The following is a 16,912-nucleotide window of genomic DNA, read 5'->3' as shown; positions in this document are numbered from 1 at the left end:
GGGACCGTACTCAGCCGGAATGATGGGTCAATTGTGCGGCAACTGACCGTAATTGACTGACTCATGCGGCCCTGATGACCGGGGGCAGCGCGCTCTGGGGAGGCGTCGTGGACGACTACGCGGGTCGGGTGCTTGCCGACCGCTACCGCCTTCCCCTGCCTCCGTTCGACGGTTACGAACTGGTCGAGACCCGGGCGTTCGACACATACAGCGGGCAGGAAGTCCTGATACGTCAGGTCCCGTTGCCCGAGATCGTGGAAGCCGAGGTCCTCGACGCCGACGGCCTGCCCGCAGCCGTCGGACGTGTTCACGGACGCACTACGGGGCGTGCGATACGCCGTTCCACGGACCCTGCGGTCCGGCGTGCGATCGAGGCCGCCCAGGCGGCTGCCCAGGTGCCCGACCACCCACGGCTCGACCAGGTCTTCGATGTGTTCGCCGAGGCGGGATCGCTTTGGATAGTGAGTGAACTGGTCGCGGCGCGCCCGCTGGCCGCCCTGCTCGCCGAGCGTCCCCTCAACCCGTACCGGGCCGCCGAGATCGGCTCCGATGTGCTGGCGGCGCTGCGGGTGCTGCACGCGCACGACTGGACCCACCGGAACATCACCGTCCGTACGGTCCTGATCTGTGACGACGGCCGCGTGGTGCTGACCGGACTGGCGGCCGGGGCCGCCGAGGAAGCGCTGTGCGGATACGTCACGGCACCGCTGCCCGACGACGATGACGACAATGCCGCCGCGCACGATGACGACGCCGCGCACGGCGGCGCGGACGGGTACGACGGGCACGGCGACGACGGGCACGGCGACGACGGGCACGGCGACGACGGGCACGGGGACGACGGATACGAGGACGGGGCCGGGGGCGAGGACGACGGGCGCGGCTCGGAAAGCCCGTACGGCACCTACGGAACGGCCGACCCCTACAGCACGCAAGGCACGTCGGACACGGAAGGCACGTCCGAGGCGGAAGGCACGTACACCACGTACGGCACGTACGGCACGGACGTGGTGCCCGCCGTGGCTCCCGACGCGTACGCGGACCCGTCACCCGCGCCCTCGGACAGCCAGGAGCTCGTCCCGCGACCTGCCGCACCCACCGTTCCGTACGCCGGTGCGCGACCCACCGCCGAGCCGGGCGCCGTGCACCCCGATGCCGCGAGCGCCGCACAGTTGCGCGCCGCGCGCGCCGGGGCGATCGCCGCCTACCGCGCGGGCGCACGCGCCGCCGCCCGGGGCAACGTCGAGGACCAGCACCCCACCGGGCACGACACCGACGGCGCTCCCAGCGGCGCCCGCGACATCGAGGACACGGCTCTCCTCCCGGTCCAGCGCCCGGCCCCCGGCGGCGATTCCCTGCTCCCCGGCGCCTGGAGCGACGAGGCGGACGACGCGTATGCCGAAGACGACCCGTACGCCGCGGACGACCCCTACGCCAAGCGCGACCCGTACACCGGGGACGACCCCTACGCCAAGGGCGACCCGTACACCGGGGACGACGAGCACGACGACGAGGACGGACGCGGCGAGGACGACGGCGGCGACCGGCCGCCCGGCCGTCGGGTCCATCTGGCCGGCAGCTGGGGCGACGGGCCGGGATCCGGCCGCCCCGTCCCCGCGGGCGGCTCGGGCGAGGACGCGCTGCGCGCCGACTCCCGCCGCCCCGGCAACACCCCCGTACCGGCCGGGCGGACCGCGCGGCCCGCCGCCGCGAGCGCGTCGGGCGGCTGGGACGAGGTCGTCGCGGGCGGCCGGGGGACCCCCGCCTACCGCGGCCCCGCCACCCCGCTCGCCGCCGAACGTGCCCGGCAGGCCCGGATCGCCGTCGTCGGCGCGGTCACCGAACGCTGGGCACCCGAGCAGGCCGGACCGGTCCACGAGAACTGGCAGCTCGCACCGCCCATCGGCCCCGCCACCGACCTGTGGGCGCTCGGCGCCCTGCTCTACCGCGCGGTCCAGGGCCACGCCCCCTACCCCGAGGAGAACGCCGCCGAACTGGTCCAGATGGTCTGCGGCGAGCCGCCCGCCTTCGCGGAGGAGTGCGGCGCCCTGCGCCCCGTGGTCGAGTCGCTGCTGCGCCAGGACCCCACGGAGCGCCCCGATGTCGAGGAGCTGAGCGGCTGGCTGCGCTCACTGGTGCGGTCCGCCCCGGAGCCGGAAGCGGGCACGGACGTCGTCCCGCTGCCCTCGGCCGATGAGACCCGGCTGCCCATCGTGCGCCGCAAGGGCGAGCTCGTCCGCAGGCGCCGGGGCCGGCTGGGCGGCGGCTCGGCACACGGCCGGCACCGCCAGGGCAAGCAGAAGCAGCGCGTGGAGAAGCCGCGGCGGGAGCCCGCCCGGCTGCCCGAGGAGCCGCGCGAGAGCGCCGAGTCCTGGGAGACCCCGCCCTCCCGCCCGCCGCGCGCGCCGCGTGAGCCCAAGGGCCCCAAGGTGCTGCGGGAACCCGCGCGGCAGCGCGAGGGGAAGGCGCCGCGCAGCCTGGGCCGGATGCTGCTGGTCCTCATCCTGCTGGGCATGGCCGCAGCGGTGGCGTACGCCCTGATCTTCATGGCCGAGGACGATCCCGGCACCGGAGCGGCGCCGTCCGGTTCGGTGACCCCCACGGGGCCCGGCGTGCCCCAGCCCTCCGGCGGCGCCTCCGGTACCCCCGGTTCCCAGCAGCCGCAGACCAGCCGTTCCGCCGTCGCGCTCGCCCCGGGCTATGCGCTGCGCAAGGACGCGGAGGGCTTCGAGGTCGGCGTACTCAAGGGCTGGCAGCGCAGCCCCGCCAACGCGGACCGTCAGATCCGTTACGGCAGCGACGGGTTCAGCCTGCTGATCGTGCCCGGACGCGACACCGTCAAGGCCAACGGCGCCGACCCGCTCGCGTATCAGCGGGACAAGGAGCCGGAGCTCCAGCCGTTCCGGGACTCCAGCTGGTCCTCCTCGGTCGGTCTGCGCCGGGTCGATGTCGGCCGACAGGCCATGGCGGAGGGACAGTTCACCTGGCAGGACAGCAACGGCCGCGAGGTGTACGTGCGCAATCTGGTGATGATCGTGGACGGCAAGTACCACATCATTCAGGTGCTCGGCCCGCAGGACGACCAGGACAAGGTCACCGCCATCTACGAACAGGCCATCGCCTCCTACCGCGTCAACCCCTGACCCGCAGTCACCACCGCGCCGTCCCCTGACCCCATGTCACTGCCGGGGCGGGTCGGGTGACGTGGGCCCGCGAACCCGCGGCGCTTCGGAGCGACAAGCATCACAGTGCGGTCTCGTGGGGCGATCCGAGGTTCCATGCTCGTACGTCCCCTCCGTAATCTGGCAGCCGAGGAACGGGGCGGGACTACACGTGGATCAATCACAGGGCACGGGCAGGGGCGCGGGCACGGGCGCGGGACTGGTGCTGGCCGGGCGGTACCGGCTGGGCGAGGTCCTCGGCCGCGGCGGTATGGGCAAGGTCTGGCGCGCCCACGACGAGGTGCTGCACCGCACCGTCGCCGTCAAGGAGTTGACCGCAGGGCTGTACGTCGCCGAGGCCGACCGGCTCGTCCTGCACGCGCGCACCCAGAAGGAGGCGCGCGCGGCGGCCCGCATCACGCACCCCGGAGTCGTCACCGTCCATGACGTCATCGAGTACGACAACCGCCCCTGGATCGTGATGCAGTACGTCGACGGGCCCTCGCTCGCCGACGCCGCCAAGGAGAACGGCGAGATGGCACCGCGCGAGGCGGCCAGGATCGGTCTCCATGTGCTCAGCGCCCTGCGTGCCGCGCACAGTGCCGGAGTGCTCCACCGGGACGTCAAACCCGGCAACGTCCTGCTGGCCCGCGACGGGCAGGTGCTCCTGACCGACTTCGGGATCGCCGCGATCGAGGGCGACTCCACCATCACCAGGACCGGTGAACTGGTCGGCTCCATCGACTACCTGGCGCCCGAACGGGTACGTGGCGGCGACCCGGGCCCGTCCTCCGACCTCTGGTCGCTCGGCGCCACGCTGTACACCGCGGTGGAGGGACGCTCCCCGTTCCGCCGTACGTCACCGATCTCCACCATGCAGGCGGTGGTCACCGATGAGCCGCCCACGCCCGCCAACGCCGGTCCACTGACCCCCGTGATCACCGCGCTGCTCCGCAAGGACCCCGAGGACCGGCCGTCGGCCGCCGAGACCGAGCGGATGCTGCTGGACGCGATGGAGGGCCGGAAGCCCCGGGCCGCCCAGGCGTTCGTACCGACCCAACGGGTCACCGAAGAGGCCCTGAACGGATTCACGGCCCCGGACGATGCCACGGACCGGCTGACCGGCGGCACGTCGGCCGGCACCTCGCACACCCCGGCCGCCCCGGTCCCCGTCCTTGTACCTGCTCCCGCCGCCTCCACGCCGGTGACGCGGCGCGCCGGAGCCCGGTGGCGCACGCGGCTCGTGGTCATCGCCGTGGCCGCGGTGCTCGGCGGCGCGGCGGGTCTGGCCGCGATGAAGTACGCGGACGGCGGTGACGGGGGGAGGTCACCGGAGGCGCCCGCCACCGCGGCGCCCGCGCCGTCCGTCTCCTCGGGGGGACGGGACACGGGGTCGGAAGCGGGCCAGGACCCGAAGCCGCCCGCCAAGGAGATACCCGACGGCTGGCAGAGGGTCGAGGACCCGAAGGGCTTCAGCCTGGTCGTACCGGACGGGTGGGAGCGCCGGACGGAGGGCAACCAGATCGACTACACACCGGACAACGGCGCCCACCGCCTCCGGATCAGCATCGATCCGGAACCGGACTTCGAGAGTTCGTACACGCACATGCTGAATCTGGAGAAGGACCTCGCCAAGCGGCTGCCCGGCTACGAGCGCGTCAGCCTCCAGTCGAACATCTACCGCGACCGGCCGGGCTCCCTCTGGGAGTTCACCTGGGTCGAGTCCAAGGAGCATCCTGGCCCGCGTCGTGGCATCGACCAGATGTACTACGGCGAGGCGGGCGGGCCCGAGTACGCGCTGTACCTGACGGCGCCGGACGAGGACTGGGCGACCAGCCGGGAGCAGTTCGACACCATGCTGCGCAGCTGGAAGGCCCCGGAGGCGGCGAACTGAGGATGCCCGCCCCGTCCGGATGCCGACGGGTCGGCTTCAGGGACGGCCTCAGGGACAACCTCAGGGACGTCTGCCGGGACACCGACGGGATCCCTGTCCGGATGCCGGTCCGGATCCCCGTCCGGATCCCTGTCCGGATCCCTGTACAGATGTCCGGCCGGATGCCTGTTCGGATGTCGGCGGGCTGCCGCCGGGGAGATAGCCACTGATCAGCGGTTATGTGGCCAGCGATCACTGGCGAGTTCGTGGGGTGGGTTGTGGGGAGAGTGAAAACCTATTACCGACGGGTACCCAAAGTCTGCGGGTGGACATACTCTCGCCCTCATGACGGACTCGCAGGCCCCTGTTGCCCCCCTCGGTACGAACCCCGTCGCGGCCGCCCCCGCAGGCGTGCGCACGGCCGCCGATGTGGTCACCCCCGAGGTGATCGCCCAGCTGACCCGCGGCGTCGTCGGCTCCGGCCGTACGGCGAACCACACCCCCTTCACCGGGGAGAAGCTGGCGGACCTGCCCGAGTCCACCCCCGAGGACGTGGCGACCGCCTTCGAGCGGGCCCGCGCCGCCCAGCCCGCCTGGGCCGCGACCCCCGTACGGTCCAGGGCGGCGATCCTGCTCCGCTTCCACGACCTCGTGCTCAGCCGCCAGTCCGAGGTCCTCGACCTCATCCAGCTGGAGACCGGCAAGGCCCGGCTGCACGCCCACGAAGAGGTGCAGGCCGTCGCCGTCGCCGCCCGGCACTACGGCCGCAAGGCGTCCTCGTACCTGCGGGCGAGGCGGCACACCGGTGTCGTACCGACCCTCACCAAGGTCACCGAGCTGCGCCAGCCGCGCGGGGTCGTCGGCCAGATCGCTCCGTGGAACTACCCGCTCGAACTGTCCGTGGGCGACGCCCTGCCCGCGTTCGTCTCCGGCAACGCCGTGGTGATGAAGCCCGACACGGAGACCGCGCTGACCGCGCTCTGGGCCCGTGACCTGCTCATCGAGGCCGGACTGCCCGCCGAGGTGTTCCAGGTCGTCCTCGGCGAGGGCCCCGTCGTCGGCCCCGAGGTCGTCAGCCACGCCGACTACGTCTCCTTCACCGGCTCCACCCGCACCGGCCGCGAGGTCGCCCAGGGCGCCGCCGCCCGCCTCGTCGGCGTCTCCCTGGAGCTCGGCGGCAAGAACGCCATGCTGGTCCTCGCGGACGCCGATGTGGAGAAGGCCGCCGCGGGCGCCGTGCGTGCCTGCTTCTCGTCCGCCGGACAGCTCTGCATCTCCATCGAGCGGCTGTACGTCCACGAGTCGATCGCCGACGACTTCGTCGCCCGGTTCGCCGCCCGTACGAAGGCGATGCGGCTCGGCAGCTCCCTCGCGTACGGCGCCGACATGGGCTCCCTCGTCGGGGAGCGCCAGCTGGAGACCGTCACCCAGCACGTCGCCGAAGCCGTCGAGAAGGGCGCCACGCTCGTCGCGGGCGGCGTCGCCCGGCCCGACATCGGCCCGCTGTTCTACGAGCCGACCATCCTGGACGGCGTCGAGGCGCCGATGGCCGTCTGCACCCAGGAGACCTTCGGACCGGTCGTCTCCATCTACCGCTTCAGCGACGAGGACGCGGTCATCGACCTCGCCAACGCCACCCCGTACGGCCTGAATTCGAGCGTCTGGACCAAGGACGGCAAGCGCGGCCACCGGGTCGCCGCCCGGCTGCGGACCGGCACGGTCAACATCAACGAGGGGTACGCCCCCGCGTACGGCAGCGTGCAGTCTCCGATGGGCGGCATGAAGGAGTCCGGTCTCGGCCGGCGGCACGGCTCCGAGGGCATCCTCAAGTACACCGAGGCCCAGACCGTCGCCCAGCAGCGGCTGATTCCGCTCGCCCCGTCCTTCGGGATGGACGACGAGAAGTACGCGGCGTTCATGAGCCGCAGCCTGAAGGCGATGAAGGCGTTCCGCCTGCGCTGACCCGGCCACGGCGTACGCGGTTCCGCAGCACTTCTGCCCTTTTCGTACCGAGGAGAGCCATGCCCCAGGACAGCCCTGCCCAGAATCGGCCCGAGAACCCCGTACCGGCCGAGGACGACGCCGCGTACGACTACGACGTCATCGTCGTGGGCTCGGGCTTCGGCGGAGCGGTGTCGGCGCTGCGGCTGACCGAGAAGGGCTACCGCGTCGGGGTCCTGGAGGCGGGCCGCCGCTTCACCCCCGGCACGCTCCCCAAGACCTCCTGGGACATCCGGAACTACCTCTGGGCCCCCGCCCTCGGTCTCTTCGGCATCCAGCGCGTGCATCTGCTCGGCAACGTCATGGTGCTGGCCGGGGCGGGCGTCGGCGGCGGCTCGCTCAACTACGCCAACACGCTGTACGTGCCGCCCGCGCCGTTCTTCGAGGACCGTCAGTGGGCCGGGATCACCGACTGGCAGGACGAGCTGAAGCCGTACTACGACCAGGCCAAGCGGATGCTGGGGGTCCGGCTCAACCCGACCATGACCCCCTCCGACGTCCACCTCAAGGCCGCCGCGCAGGCGATGGGCGTCGGAGACACCTTCCACCTCGCCCCCGTCGGGGTCTTCTTCGGCGACGGCAAGGACGCCGACGGCACGGCGAGGGCGAAGCCCGGCGGTACGGTCCCCGACCCGTACTTCGGGGGCGCGGGCCCCGCCCGCAAGGCGTGCACCGAGTGCGGCGAATGCATGACGGGCTGCCGCCACGGCGCGAAGAACACCCTCAACGAGAACTACCTCCACCTCGCGGAGAAGGCCGGAGCGGTCATCCGTCCGATGACGTCCGTCGTCGCGATCACGGACGACCCGGAGGGCGGCTACCACGTCACGACCGTCCCGACCGACCGCCGCAGGAAGGGCGGGCCCACCCTGCTGCGCGCCCGCGAGGTGGTCGTCGCGGCGGGCACGTACGGCACCCAGACCCTGCTGCACACCATGAAGGACCAGGGGCTGCTGCCCCGGCTCTCGGCGCGGCTCGGCGAACTGACCCGGACCAACTCCGAGGCGCTCGTCGGCTCGCAGACCAGCGACCGCCGCTACCGCAGGAAGCACGGCACCCCGAAGGCCGACTTCACGCAGGGCGTCGCCATCACGTCCTCGATCCACCCGGACGCCAACACGCACATCGAGCCCGTCCGGTACGGCAAGGGCTCCAACGCCATGGGCGCCATGTCCATCCTCCAGGTGCCCTACGGGGGCCGCCGGGTGCTGGGCTGGCTGGGCAATATGGCCAGACACCCCACGCTCGCGGTGCGTTCGCTCTCCAACCACCACTGGTCCGAGCGGACCATCATCGGCCTGGTCATGCAGTCCCTGGACAACTCCCTGACGACGTACCGCAAGCCGGGCGGTCTCGGGAAGGGCCTCCTCACCGCCCGGCAGGGGCACGGCGCGCCCAACCCGACGCAGATCGCCGAGGCGACCCGCAGCGCCTCGCTGCTCGCCGACGAGATCAACGGCTTCGCCGGTTCCAACGTCGGGGAACTGATGGGGACACCGCTCACCGCCCACTTCCTCGGCGGCTGCCCGATCGGGGCGAGCGCCGAGGACGGGGTCATCGACCCGTACCACCGGCTGTACGGCCACCCGGGAATCTCCGTCGTCGACGGCTCGGCCGTCTCCGCGAACCTCGGCGTCAACCCGTCGCTGACGATCACCGCGCAGGCGGAGCGGGCCATGTCCTTCTGGCCCAACAAGGGCGCGCGGGACCCGCGTCCGGAGCCGGGCGCGGCCTACGAGCGGCTGGCCGCGGTGGAGCCGCACGCGCCGACGGTGCCGAAGGAGGCGTTCGGCGCGCTGCGGCTGCCGTTCCTGGGCATGCCCGCGCTCCCGCCCAAGGGCGACGGCGAGGTCCGGGCGGAAGGCGACGCCGTACCCAATCCGTGATCTTGCTCAGGGCAACTCTTCGGACAGCTGCGTGGTCGAACCGGTACTGCCTCACAGCAGTCACACAGCTCCTGTCGAGTCCCAGAGGTCCGCGATGACACGCCTTTCCCCGAGAACCGCGCTGCGCCGTACGGCAGGCGGTCTCGCCGCCGCAGGTCTGCTGGCCGCCGGTTCGCTCGCCGCAGGCTCCTTCGCCTCGGCCGCACCCGTATCGGCGGCCGACCCCGTATTCACGCTGGGCGGTCCGGCCGGGACGGGTCTGTACCCGTACCCCGCGAGCGGCTCGCCGAAGAAGTCCACCGCCGGGATCACCGTCGCCAACCCGGCCGAGGACGAGGAGAGCGGCGGATTCCAGGGCAGGGTCACCTACACCTTCGACCTGTCCGGCGTCGCGGGCGTCGCCGACATCGGCTTCGACGGCGAGGCGGGCGGGGACTGCAAGGTCACCGGAGCCACCGCCGTCTGCCACGACTCCGGAGTGTGGCCCGGTCTCAACGGCGTCGCCGACCTGGAGATCAGCGCGGCCAAGGGCAGCAAGGACGGCGACTCCGGCACCATCAAGGTGACCGGTGCGGCCGAGGGCGCGACCTTCAAGCCGTTCACCACGAAGGTCACCGTCGGCGGGCCCGACCTCGTGATGAAGCAGCTCCCGTTCGAGCAGGAGCCCGCGCCGGGCGAGAAGCAGAAGGCCCCGATCACCTTCACCAACAACGGCACACGGGCCGCCGACGGGGTTCTGCTCACCCTGATGTACTCGCGCGGCCTGGACCTTCCCCAGCGCTACTCCAACTGCGAATACCTGGAGAACAGCGTCCCGGAGATGGGCGACTTCGCCTGGTCCACCGCCCTCTGCTCCATCGACGGCTCCTTCGAGGCGGGCGGGACGTACACGCTGGAGACGCCGCTCACCGTCGAGTCCACCGAGCGCGCGTACTACGACACCTTCATCTACCGCATCCACGAGGGCGGCGCCGCCCAGCGCACCGCCCAGCGCGCGGGCGCCCGCTTCGACCAGGGGAAGGGCCCCGCCCTCACCCTGAAGAAGGTGGCGTCCACCCGCGGTGTGGACCTCGACCCCCACGACAACCAGCAGGAAGTCGACTTCCGTACGAAGAACACCGCCGACTTCGTGGCATACGGGGACAAGGCGTCCGGTGCCGAGGGCGACACCGTGAAGGCCGACATCGGGTTCCGCAACGAGGGACCCGCCTGGATCGGCTACCTCCGTTCCGGGGAGGACGTCGCCACACTCGACTTCACCGTCCCCCAGGGCGCGACCGTCACCGCCAAGCCCGCCTCCTGCCGGGGCGTGTCGGCCGGGGGCAACCACCGCGACGAGCAGCTCGGTGCCCCGCGCTACTTCTGCGACACCTCGATGACCGTGCGCGAGGACGCGGAGGTCCCGCTGCCCTTCGAGCTGAAGATCGACGAGAAGCTGATCGGCTCCTCCGGCAAGGTCAGCGTCCGCAACACCTCGCTCTCGGACCCGGCACTGCCCTTCGACCCGAAGCCGGGCAACAACACCGCGCAGTTCATGCTGAACGGCGACGACTCCGGTGCCGAGGACTCCGGCGGTACGTCGGAGGGGCCGGCCGGCTCCACGACGGGAAGCACCGAGGGCGCGACCTCCGGCACGGCGGGTACGTCCGGCTCCTCCGGTGACTCGGCTTCCGGCACGTCGGGCGCCACCGGCACCTCGGGTTCCACGACCGGGACCACCGGCTCGTCCCAGGGCGGCAGTCTCGCCTCCACCGGCTCCGTCGCCCTGGCGGCCTCCGGCGCCGCAGCCGTCGCCCTGGCCGCGGGCGGCGTGCTGTACGCGACGACCCGTCGCCGCGTCCGGCAGCACTGACCCCCGCGTCCGGTGAGCACCGAGGGCCCCGCGGACCAGGAACGGTCCACGGGGCCCTCGGCTGTCGGCACCGACGTCCGGGGCAGCGCGTCGGTGCCGGTGAGCGGCGCCGGGGGGTGCGCCGCGGGAGGAAGATCTGTCGGTCGGCTCCCCGGCGTATCAAGGGGGCGCGAGATCGCCGTCGGCCCAGGTGAAGGCCGGTGGCGGAAGAGTGCGGGACCGGGACAACCGGGGACGGGCCGGGACGAACGGTGGCTGCCCTTCGCATCGTGCTGGACGGACCGCTCCCGCACAACCGTTTCGACCGGATGCGGCCGGCTCGGGCGTCCCCGAGACCGACCGCACATGGGGTGACCGGGCTGCTGTCCCCTGCCGTCCGGTCACAGGCGCCGGGACGCGGTCCCACGACGTACCTGCAGTACGTCACACGTCCCGGCGGAGCCACGCGTGGTCTCCTACCGATGCCGCCCCTGGTTGGCACGGACACCCGGACCAACGAAGCCGCGGCGGCCCCGGTCACGCGCCGTACGGGTGAGACCGGGACCGAACGGAGATACGGCCGTACAGCCCCGCAGGGACGCACCCCTCACACCCGGCCGCGGCACAGCTCCAGCAGCGTCATCGCGAGCGAGGTGCCCGGCTTGCCCAGCGCGTCCCTGTAGTGGCCGAGCACGTCCATCTCGCGGGAGAGGTTCACCCGGCGGCCCCCCGAGGTGATCCTGGCCTCCTGGATGACCGCCGAGACGGCCATCCGTTCCTGGACGAGGCCGATGATCCGGTCGTCGAGGGCGTCGATGCGCGCACGGGCGTCGCCGATCAGCGAGGCGGCCTCGTCGGTGTGCGCGCCGGTCCGCTCGGCGGCGGTCTTCCTGGTGGCGGTGCTGTTGCTCATGAGATGACTCCCGGTGGGGTACGGCCCCCGGAGCGACAGGCCCCGCAACGCAGAGCGCCCCGGGCCTGTCGGCCCGGGGCGCCTGGAACGTTGCTCGTCAGTAGCTCAAGCAGCACGACCATGGCAGCCGGCGGGCCGGGTGCCATAGGTAAAGACGAAGGTCGTGTGCTGACGCATGGGGGACAGTATGGCCCCCGCCCCGCGGTCCCACCAACGCCGGGCCCGGATGCTGAGACGCGGGTGGCGATCTCACCGGGCGGGGGACGGTTCCGCACGGCCGGTAGAATCGACAGAACAGCCCCTTATCACCGCCGGAAGGCCGCCCCCGTGCCAGCAGCACCCCCCGCCGCCCCCGACACCACGGCCGACGTGGTCCTCGTTGTCGACTTCGGCGCGCAGTACGCCCAGCTCATCGCCCGCCGCGTCCGTGAGGCCCGGGTCTACAGCGAGATCGTGCCGTCCACGATGCCGGTGGCCGAGATGCTGGCCAAGAACCCGCGCGCGATCATCCTGTCCGGCGGCCCGTCCTCGGTGTACGCGCCGGGCGCGCCCACCCTCGACCGTGCGCTGTTCGAGGCCGGGGTCCCGGTGTTCGGCATGTGCTACGGCTTCCAGCTGATGGCCACCACGCTCGGCGGCACCGTCGACGACAACGGCGCCCGTGAGTACGGCCGTACCGCGCTCACCGTCTCCAAGACCGGGTCCACGCTCTTCGAGGGCACCCCCGCCGAGCAGCCGGTGTGGATGTCGCACGGGGACGCCTGCTCCGCCGCCCCCGAGGGCTTCACCGTCACCGCGTCCACCGGCGTCGTACCGGTCGCCGCCTTCGAGAACGACGAGAAGAAGCTCTACGGCGTCCAGTACCACCCGGAGGTCCTGCACTCCACCCACGGCCAGCAGGTCCTGGAGCACTTCCTCTACCGCGGCGCGGGCATCGAGCCGAACTGGACGACGACCAATGTCGTCGAGGAGCAGATCGCACTGATCCGCGAGCAGGTCGGCACCAAGCGCGCCATCTGCGGTCTCTCCGGCGGCGTGGACTCCGCGGTCGCCGCGGCCCTCGTGCAGAAGGCCATCGGCTCCCAGCTGACCTGCGTGTACGTCGATCACGGGCTGATGCGCAAGGGCGAGACCGAGCAGGTCGAGAAGGACTTCGTGGCCGCCACGGGCGTCAAGCTCAAGGTCGTCGACGCCGAGAAGCGCTTCCTCGACGCACTCGCCGGGGTCTCCGACCCCGAGCAGAAGCGGAAGATCATCGGCCGCGAGTTCATCCGTGTCTTCGAGCAGGCCCAGGCCGAGCTCGTCGCCGAGGCGGGCGCGGAGGGCGAGGACGTCGCCTTCCTGGTCCAGGGCACGCTCTACCCGGACGTGGTCGAGTCCGGCGGCGGCACCGGAACCGCCAACATCAAGTCCCACCACAACGTGGGCGGTCTGCCCGACGACATCGAGTTCCAGCTCGTCGAGCCGCTGCGCCAGCTGTTCAAGGACGAGGTCCGGATGGTCGGCCAGGAACTCGGCCTGCCCGAGGAGATCGTCCAGCGCCAGCCGTTCCCCGGCCCGGGACTCGGCATCCGTATCGTCGGCGAGGTCACCAAGGAACGGCTCGACCTGCTGCGCGAGGCCGACGCCATCGCCCGCGAGGAGCTGACCGCGGCCGGCCTGGACCGCGACATCTGGCAGTGCCCGGTGGTCCTCCTGGCCGACGTCCGCTCGGTCGGCGTCCAGGGCGACGGCCGTACCTACGGCCACCCGATCGTGCTGCGCCCGGTCTCCTCCGAGGACGCCATGACGGCCGACTGGTCGCGCCTGCCGTACGAGACGCTGGCGAAGATCTCCACCCGCATCACCAACGAGGTCGCCGACGTCAACCGTGTCGTCCTCGACGTCACGAGCAAGCCGCCGGGCACCATCGAGTGGGAGTGACCCCGTAGCGGGTGCTCCCCGCCGTCGGGACCCTGCCCATGCCGCCGCCCACGCGTTCCGGGCGGCGGCATCGGCGTACCCGGGGCGGGCGGCTTCGGCGTGCCCGCCGGTGGCTTTGTCGTACCGCGGCCGGCGGCTTCGGCGTTCCGCGGCCGACGGCCGTTATTCGGTGGCGGGTCCCGCCCGTCCGTGCGAAGCTCCGCGACCATGTCCGCCGAAGAGATCCGCCCGCTCATCTCCGCACCGCACAACCACCGTCTGACCTGGAACACCCCGCTCTCCGAGGAACACGCGGCCCTGCTGATCGCCGCCTGCGGGACGGCGCCCGAGGCACGGATCGCCGACTTCGGCTCCGGCTGGGGCGAGTTGCTGATGCGCCTGGTCGAGTCGGCGCCCGGATCCACCGGGGACGGGGTCGAGACCGACCCGGACGCCGTGGCGCGCGGTCGCGAGCTGGCCGCCGGGCGGGGGCTCGCGGAACGGGTGCGGTTCCACGAGGTGCCCGCGGCCGAGTGGACCGGTGACGGCTACGACCTGGCCGTCTCCATCGGTTCCTCCCACGCGTGGCCCGGCTCGACGGCGGAGGCGCTGCGGGCCCTGCGGGCCGCGGTGAAGCCCGGCGGGCGGGTGCTGTTCGGTGACGGGATCTGGCTGCGGGAGCCGACCCCGGCGGCGCTCGACGGGATCGGGGCCGAGCCGGGCGACTTCGGCTCGCTGCTCGAACTGATCCGGCTGGCGGAGTCCGTCGGACTGCGCGCCCTCCACGTCAGCGTCGCCGACGAGCGCGAATGGGATGTCTTCGAGTCCAACGGGCCGATCGGGCGCGGCCAGCGCTGGGCGCTGGAGAACCCCGGCCACCCGCTGCACGACGAAGTGATCGCCGAGGTCGACGCCCGCCGCACCGGCTACTACGGCGGCTACCGCTCCCTGTTCAGCCTCGCCTACCTCGTACTCAGCGCCTGATTACGTCCGCGATGGCACTGGCCACCTGGGGCAACCGGCGGTAACTTCCGATCCCGTACGCCGCCCGGGAGTCCGAGGAGCCGCCATGTCCGAGCCCACCGCCGTGCCGCCCGCCCCCGCGCCGATACCCGTCGAGCAACTGCGGTTCGCGATGCCGCCCGTGCACGCGACGCCCGGCGAGGAACGCGCCCACCGCCGGGAGCGGCTGGCGGGGGCGTTGCGGCTCTTCGGGCAGTACGGGTACGAGGAGGGCGTCTCCGGGCACATCACCGTGCGGGACCCGGAGCTCGCCGACTGCTTCTGGGTCAATCCGTTCGGGGCGCCCTTCGAGGACATCGCGCCGCAGGACCTGATCCTGGTCAACGGCGAAGGACAGGTGGTCCAGGGGCGGTTCCACGTCAACCAGGCGGCGTTCGCCGTACACGCCCAGGTGCACCGGGCCCGCCCGGACGCCGTGGCCGTGGCGCACACGCACTCCCTGCACGGGCGGGCCCTGTCCGCGCTCGGCGAGCTGATCGAACCGATCACCCAGGAATCCTGCGCCTTCTACGAGGATCATGCCCTCTATGACGCCTACACCGGGGTCGTCGTGGACGAGGACGAGGGGCGCCGCATCGCCGCCGCGCTCGGCCCCCGCAAGGCGATCATCCTGCGCAACCACGGGCTGCTGACCGTCGGGGACTCGGTGGACGCGGCGGCCTGGTGGTTCCTCACGATGGAGCGCTCCTGCCAGGTGCAGCTGATGGCGCGGGCCGCCGGGAAGCCCGTCCTGATCCAGCACCGGGACGCCGTGACCACCCGTGAGCAGCTCGGCAGCGACCTGGTGGCGTGGATCAACTACCAGCCCCTGTGGCAGCGGATCAGTCGCACATTCTGACGACACACGCCCCCGGTCCGCCCCGATGCGGCCCGCTGCCCTCCCGTACGGCACAATTCGCAGAAATCACAGGTGAGTTGGTTGTACCGGGGCGGGAAAGGGCGGAAATCTCCGTGGCGTTGGACGAGGCGAGGACGAGCAGCACGCACGGCGGAGGCTGTACGTGCGGCGACTGCCCGCACGGAGCACGCGAAGGGCACCGGCGCGCGGTGGCCGCCTTCCTCGCCAAACGCGACGAACTGGCGGCGGGCAAGGGCCTGCCCGCGGGCGTCGCCCAGTCCGCCTCCGCGTCCCGGCAGTGGGTCTCCGACGAGCTGACCGAGTCGGCCCGCGCCGTCGCCGAACGCAGCCGCGACGCGGGGGACGCCTGGCTCCACCAGGTCTGGCAGCGCACCCTGCTCATCGTCTGGGGAGGCATCGCCGTGCTGGTCGTCGGCGAGAGCGTCACCGCGATCGGTGCGGGCTGGTCCACCGCCCGCACCGCGGGCCTGGTCGCCGGACTGGCCACCGCGGCCCTGCTGACCGGCGCCGCCCGCCTCCACCGGGCCCGCGGCGGCCTGCTCGCCCCGCTCATCGGGGAGGACAACCGGCTCTCCACGTCACGGACGGTCGCCGCCGCCTGGGTGCTGCTCGCCGTGTTCTCCGTGCTCGTCCTCGCCCTCCAGCTGGCGGGCGCCTCCGACCACGGGGACCGGGACGCCCTGATCGAGGGTCTGGACCTGGTGCGGTCCGCCGGAGTGCTCACGGTGCTCGCGCTGGTCTGCGCCGTGGCCGTGGTCGTCCGCCAGGTCGTGACCGTACGGGTGCTGGGGCAGCGGCTGCAGAAGCTGCGGGCCGACCGGCCGCGCGCCGCCGATCTGCTGACCGACGACTCGGGGCGCGGCAGCTTCACCGATGTGCAGTACGTGCTGGTCAGCGCCGTCGCCGTACTGTTCTCCGGAGTCCGCCTGGCACGCCGCCCCGAGCAGCTTCCCGACCTGCCGTGGGGCCTGGCGCTCCTGGTCGCGGTGTCCGCGGCGACCTACTTCGCCGGGAAGTACGCGGAAGGCGGCCGTCCGGTCGTCCTGTCCGTCGTCCGGACCCGGGAGGCCGGGGATCTGGACGCCCCGATCCGTACCGGGGACGACATCGAGATCCGCGGCGCGGGCTTCGTACCGCCCGGTGCGGGCAGCCCGGACCGGCTGGCCCGGATGGTCGTCAGGATCGGCCGCGTCCATGTCCATGTCCCGCTGATCCCGGTCGCCGGGGGCTTCGACAATCCGACCGACACGGTGCTCACCGTGCCGGTGCCGGTGGAGGTCGAGCCGGGGGTGGTGGACGTGCAGGTCGTCACCGCCGCCGGGGTGGAGACCAACCGCTTCCCGATCGACGTCACGGACTGACCTCAAAGATCACGTCACGGATCACGTTTCGGATCACGTTTCGCACTGACCTCACGGATCACGTCACGGATCACGTCACGCACTGACCTCACGGATCACGTC

10 protein-coding genes are annotated in these 16,912 nt (G+C 72.3%); 9 read left to right on the top strand and 1 reads right to left on the bottom strand.

Features of this window, described 5'->3' with window-relative positions; all coding sequences use genetic code 11:
- Positions 1-107 precede the first annotated feature (107 nt).
- The 5 genes from A6A29_RS02815 (at position 108) to A6A29_RS02790 (ending at position 10,773) form a co-directional block, all read left to right on the top strand.
- The gene (locus tag A6A29_RS02815; RefSeq protein WP_073718963.1) at positions 108-3,143 is read left to right on the top strand and encodes a protein kinase; all 3,036 of its coding nucleotides are present in this window, start codon (positions 108-110) and stop codon (positions 3,141-3,143) included.
- A 241-nt stretch (positions 3,144-3,384) separates the two neighbouring features.
- On the top strand, positions 3,385-5,055 hold the full coding sequence (locus A6A29_RS02810) for a serine/threonine-protein kinase (RefSeq protein ID WP_107468141.1): 1,671 nt from the start codon (positions 3,385-3,387) through the stop codon (positions 5,053-5,055).
- A gap of 324 nt (positions 5,056-5,379) precedes the next feature.
- Positions 5,380-6,996 (top strand): succinic semialdehyde dehydrogenase, encoded by a 1,617-nt coding sequence (locus A6A29_RS02800; protein WP_073718292.1) that lies wholly within the window; start codon positions 5,380-5,382, stop codon positions 6,994-6,996.
- A gap of 59 nt (positions 6,997-7,055) precedes the next feature.
- Positions 7,056-8,921 carry a GMC oxidoreductase gene (locus A6A29_RS02795; protein WP_073718291.1) on the top strand — a complete coding sequence of 622 codons (1,866 nt, stop codon included), beginning with the start codon at positions 7,056-7,058 and terminating at the stop codon, positions 8,919-8,921.
- A gap of 94 nt (positions 8,922-9,015) precedes the next feature.
- On the top strand, positions 9,016-10,773 hold the full coding sequence (locus A6A29_RS02790; RefSeq protein WP_073718290.1) for a peptidase: 1,758 nt from the start codon (positions 9,016-9,018) through the stop codon (positions 10,771-10,773).
- Between the two features lie 586 nt (positions 10,774-11,359).
- Here A6A29_RS02790 and A6A29_RS02785 read toward each other — a convergent pair.
- Entirely contained in the window at positions 11,360-11,665 is a 306-nt protein-coding gene (locus A6A29_RS02785) for a chorismate mutase (protein ID WP_073718289.1), read from the bottom strand.
- Between the two features lie 327 nt (positions 11,666-11,992).
- On the opposite strand from A6A29_RS02785, the gene guaA reads away from it, so the two are divergent.
- The 4 genes from guaA to A6A29_RS02765 all read left to right on the top strand — a co-directional run bounded on the left by guaA (position 11,993) and on the right by A6A29_RS02765 (position 16,810).
- Complete coding sequence (gene guaA / locus A6A29_RS02780) at positions 11,993-13,588, top strand: glutamine-hydrolyzing GMP synthase (RefSeq protein WP_073718288.1); 1,596 nt, start codon at positions 11,993-11,995, stop codon at positions 13,586-13,588.
- 207 nt (positions 13,589-13,795) lie between these two features.
- Positions 13,796-14,551, top strand: coding sequence for an SAM-dependent methyltransferase (locus A6A29_RS02775; RefSeq protein WP_073718287.1), 756 nt, complete (start codon positions 13,796-13,798; stop codon positions 14,549-14,551).
- Positions 14,552-14,636: 85 nt separating this feature from the next.
- A complete protein-coding gene (locus A6A29_RS02770; RefSeq protein ID WP_073718286.1) occupies positions 14,637-15,428 on the top strand; it encodes a class II aldolase/adducin family protein in 792 nt (263 codons plus the stop codon).
- Positions 15,429-15,541: 113 nt separating this feature from the next.
- Positions 15,542-16,810, top strand: a complete 1,269-nt coding sequence (locus A6A29_RS02765) for a hypothetical protein (RefSeq protein ID WP_073718285.1) — start codon at positions 15,542-15,544, stop codon at positions 16,808-16,810.
- Positions 16,811-16,912 lie beyond the last annotated feature (102 nt).

This window comes from Streptomyces sp. TSRI0281, from assembly GCF_001905125.1.
In the GTDB taxonomy this organism is placed as follows: domain Bacteria; phylum Actinomycetota; class Actinomycetes; order Streptomycetales; family Streptomycetaceae; genus Streptomyces.
This window is presented reverse-complemented; position numbering and strand designations above follow the sequence as displayed.

Bases quoted from the DNA above. Each gene is read 5' to 3' on its own strand.
- A6A29_RS02775 (WP_073718287.1), top strand. From the start codon at position 13,796: ATGTCCGCCGAAGAGATCCGCCCGCTCATCTCCGCACCGCACAACCAC.
- A6A29_RS02795 (WP_073718291.1), top strand. From the start codon at position 7,056: ATGCCCCAGGACAGCCCTGCCCAGAATCGGCCCGAGAACCCCGTACCG.
- A6A29_RS02790 (WP_073718290.1), top strand. From the start codon at position 9,016: ATGACACGCCTTTCCCCGAGAACCGCGCTGCGCCGTACGGCAGGCGGT.
- A6A29_RS02800 (WP_073718292.1), top strand. From the start codon at position 5,380: ATGACGGACTCGCAGGCCCCTGTTGCCCCCCTCGGTACGAACCCCGTC.
- A6A29_RS02770 (WP_073718286.1), top strand. From the start codon at position 14,637: ATGTCCGAGCCCACCGCCGTGCCGCCCGCCCCCGCGCCGATACCCGTC.
- A6A29_RS02785 (WP_073718289.1), bottom strand. From the start codon at position 11,665: ATGAGCAACAGCACCGCCACCAGGAAGACCGCCGCCGAGCGGACCGGC.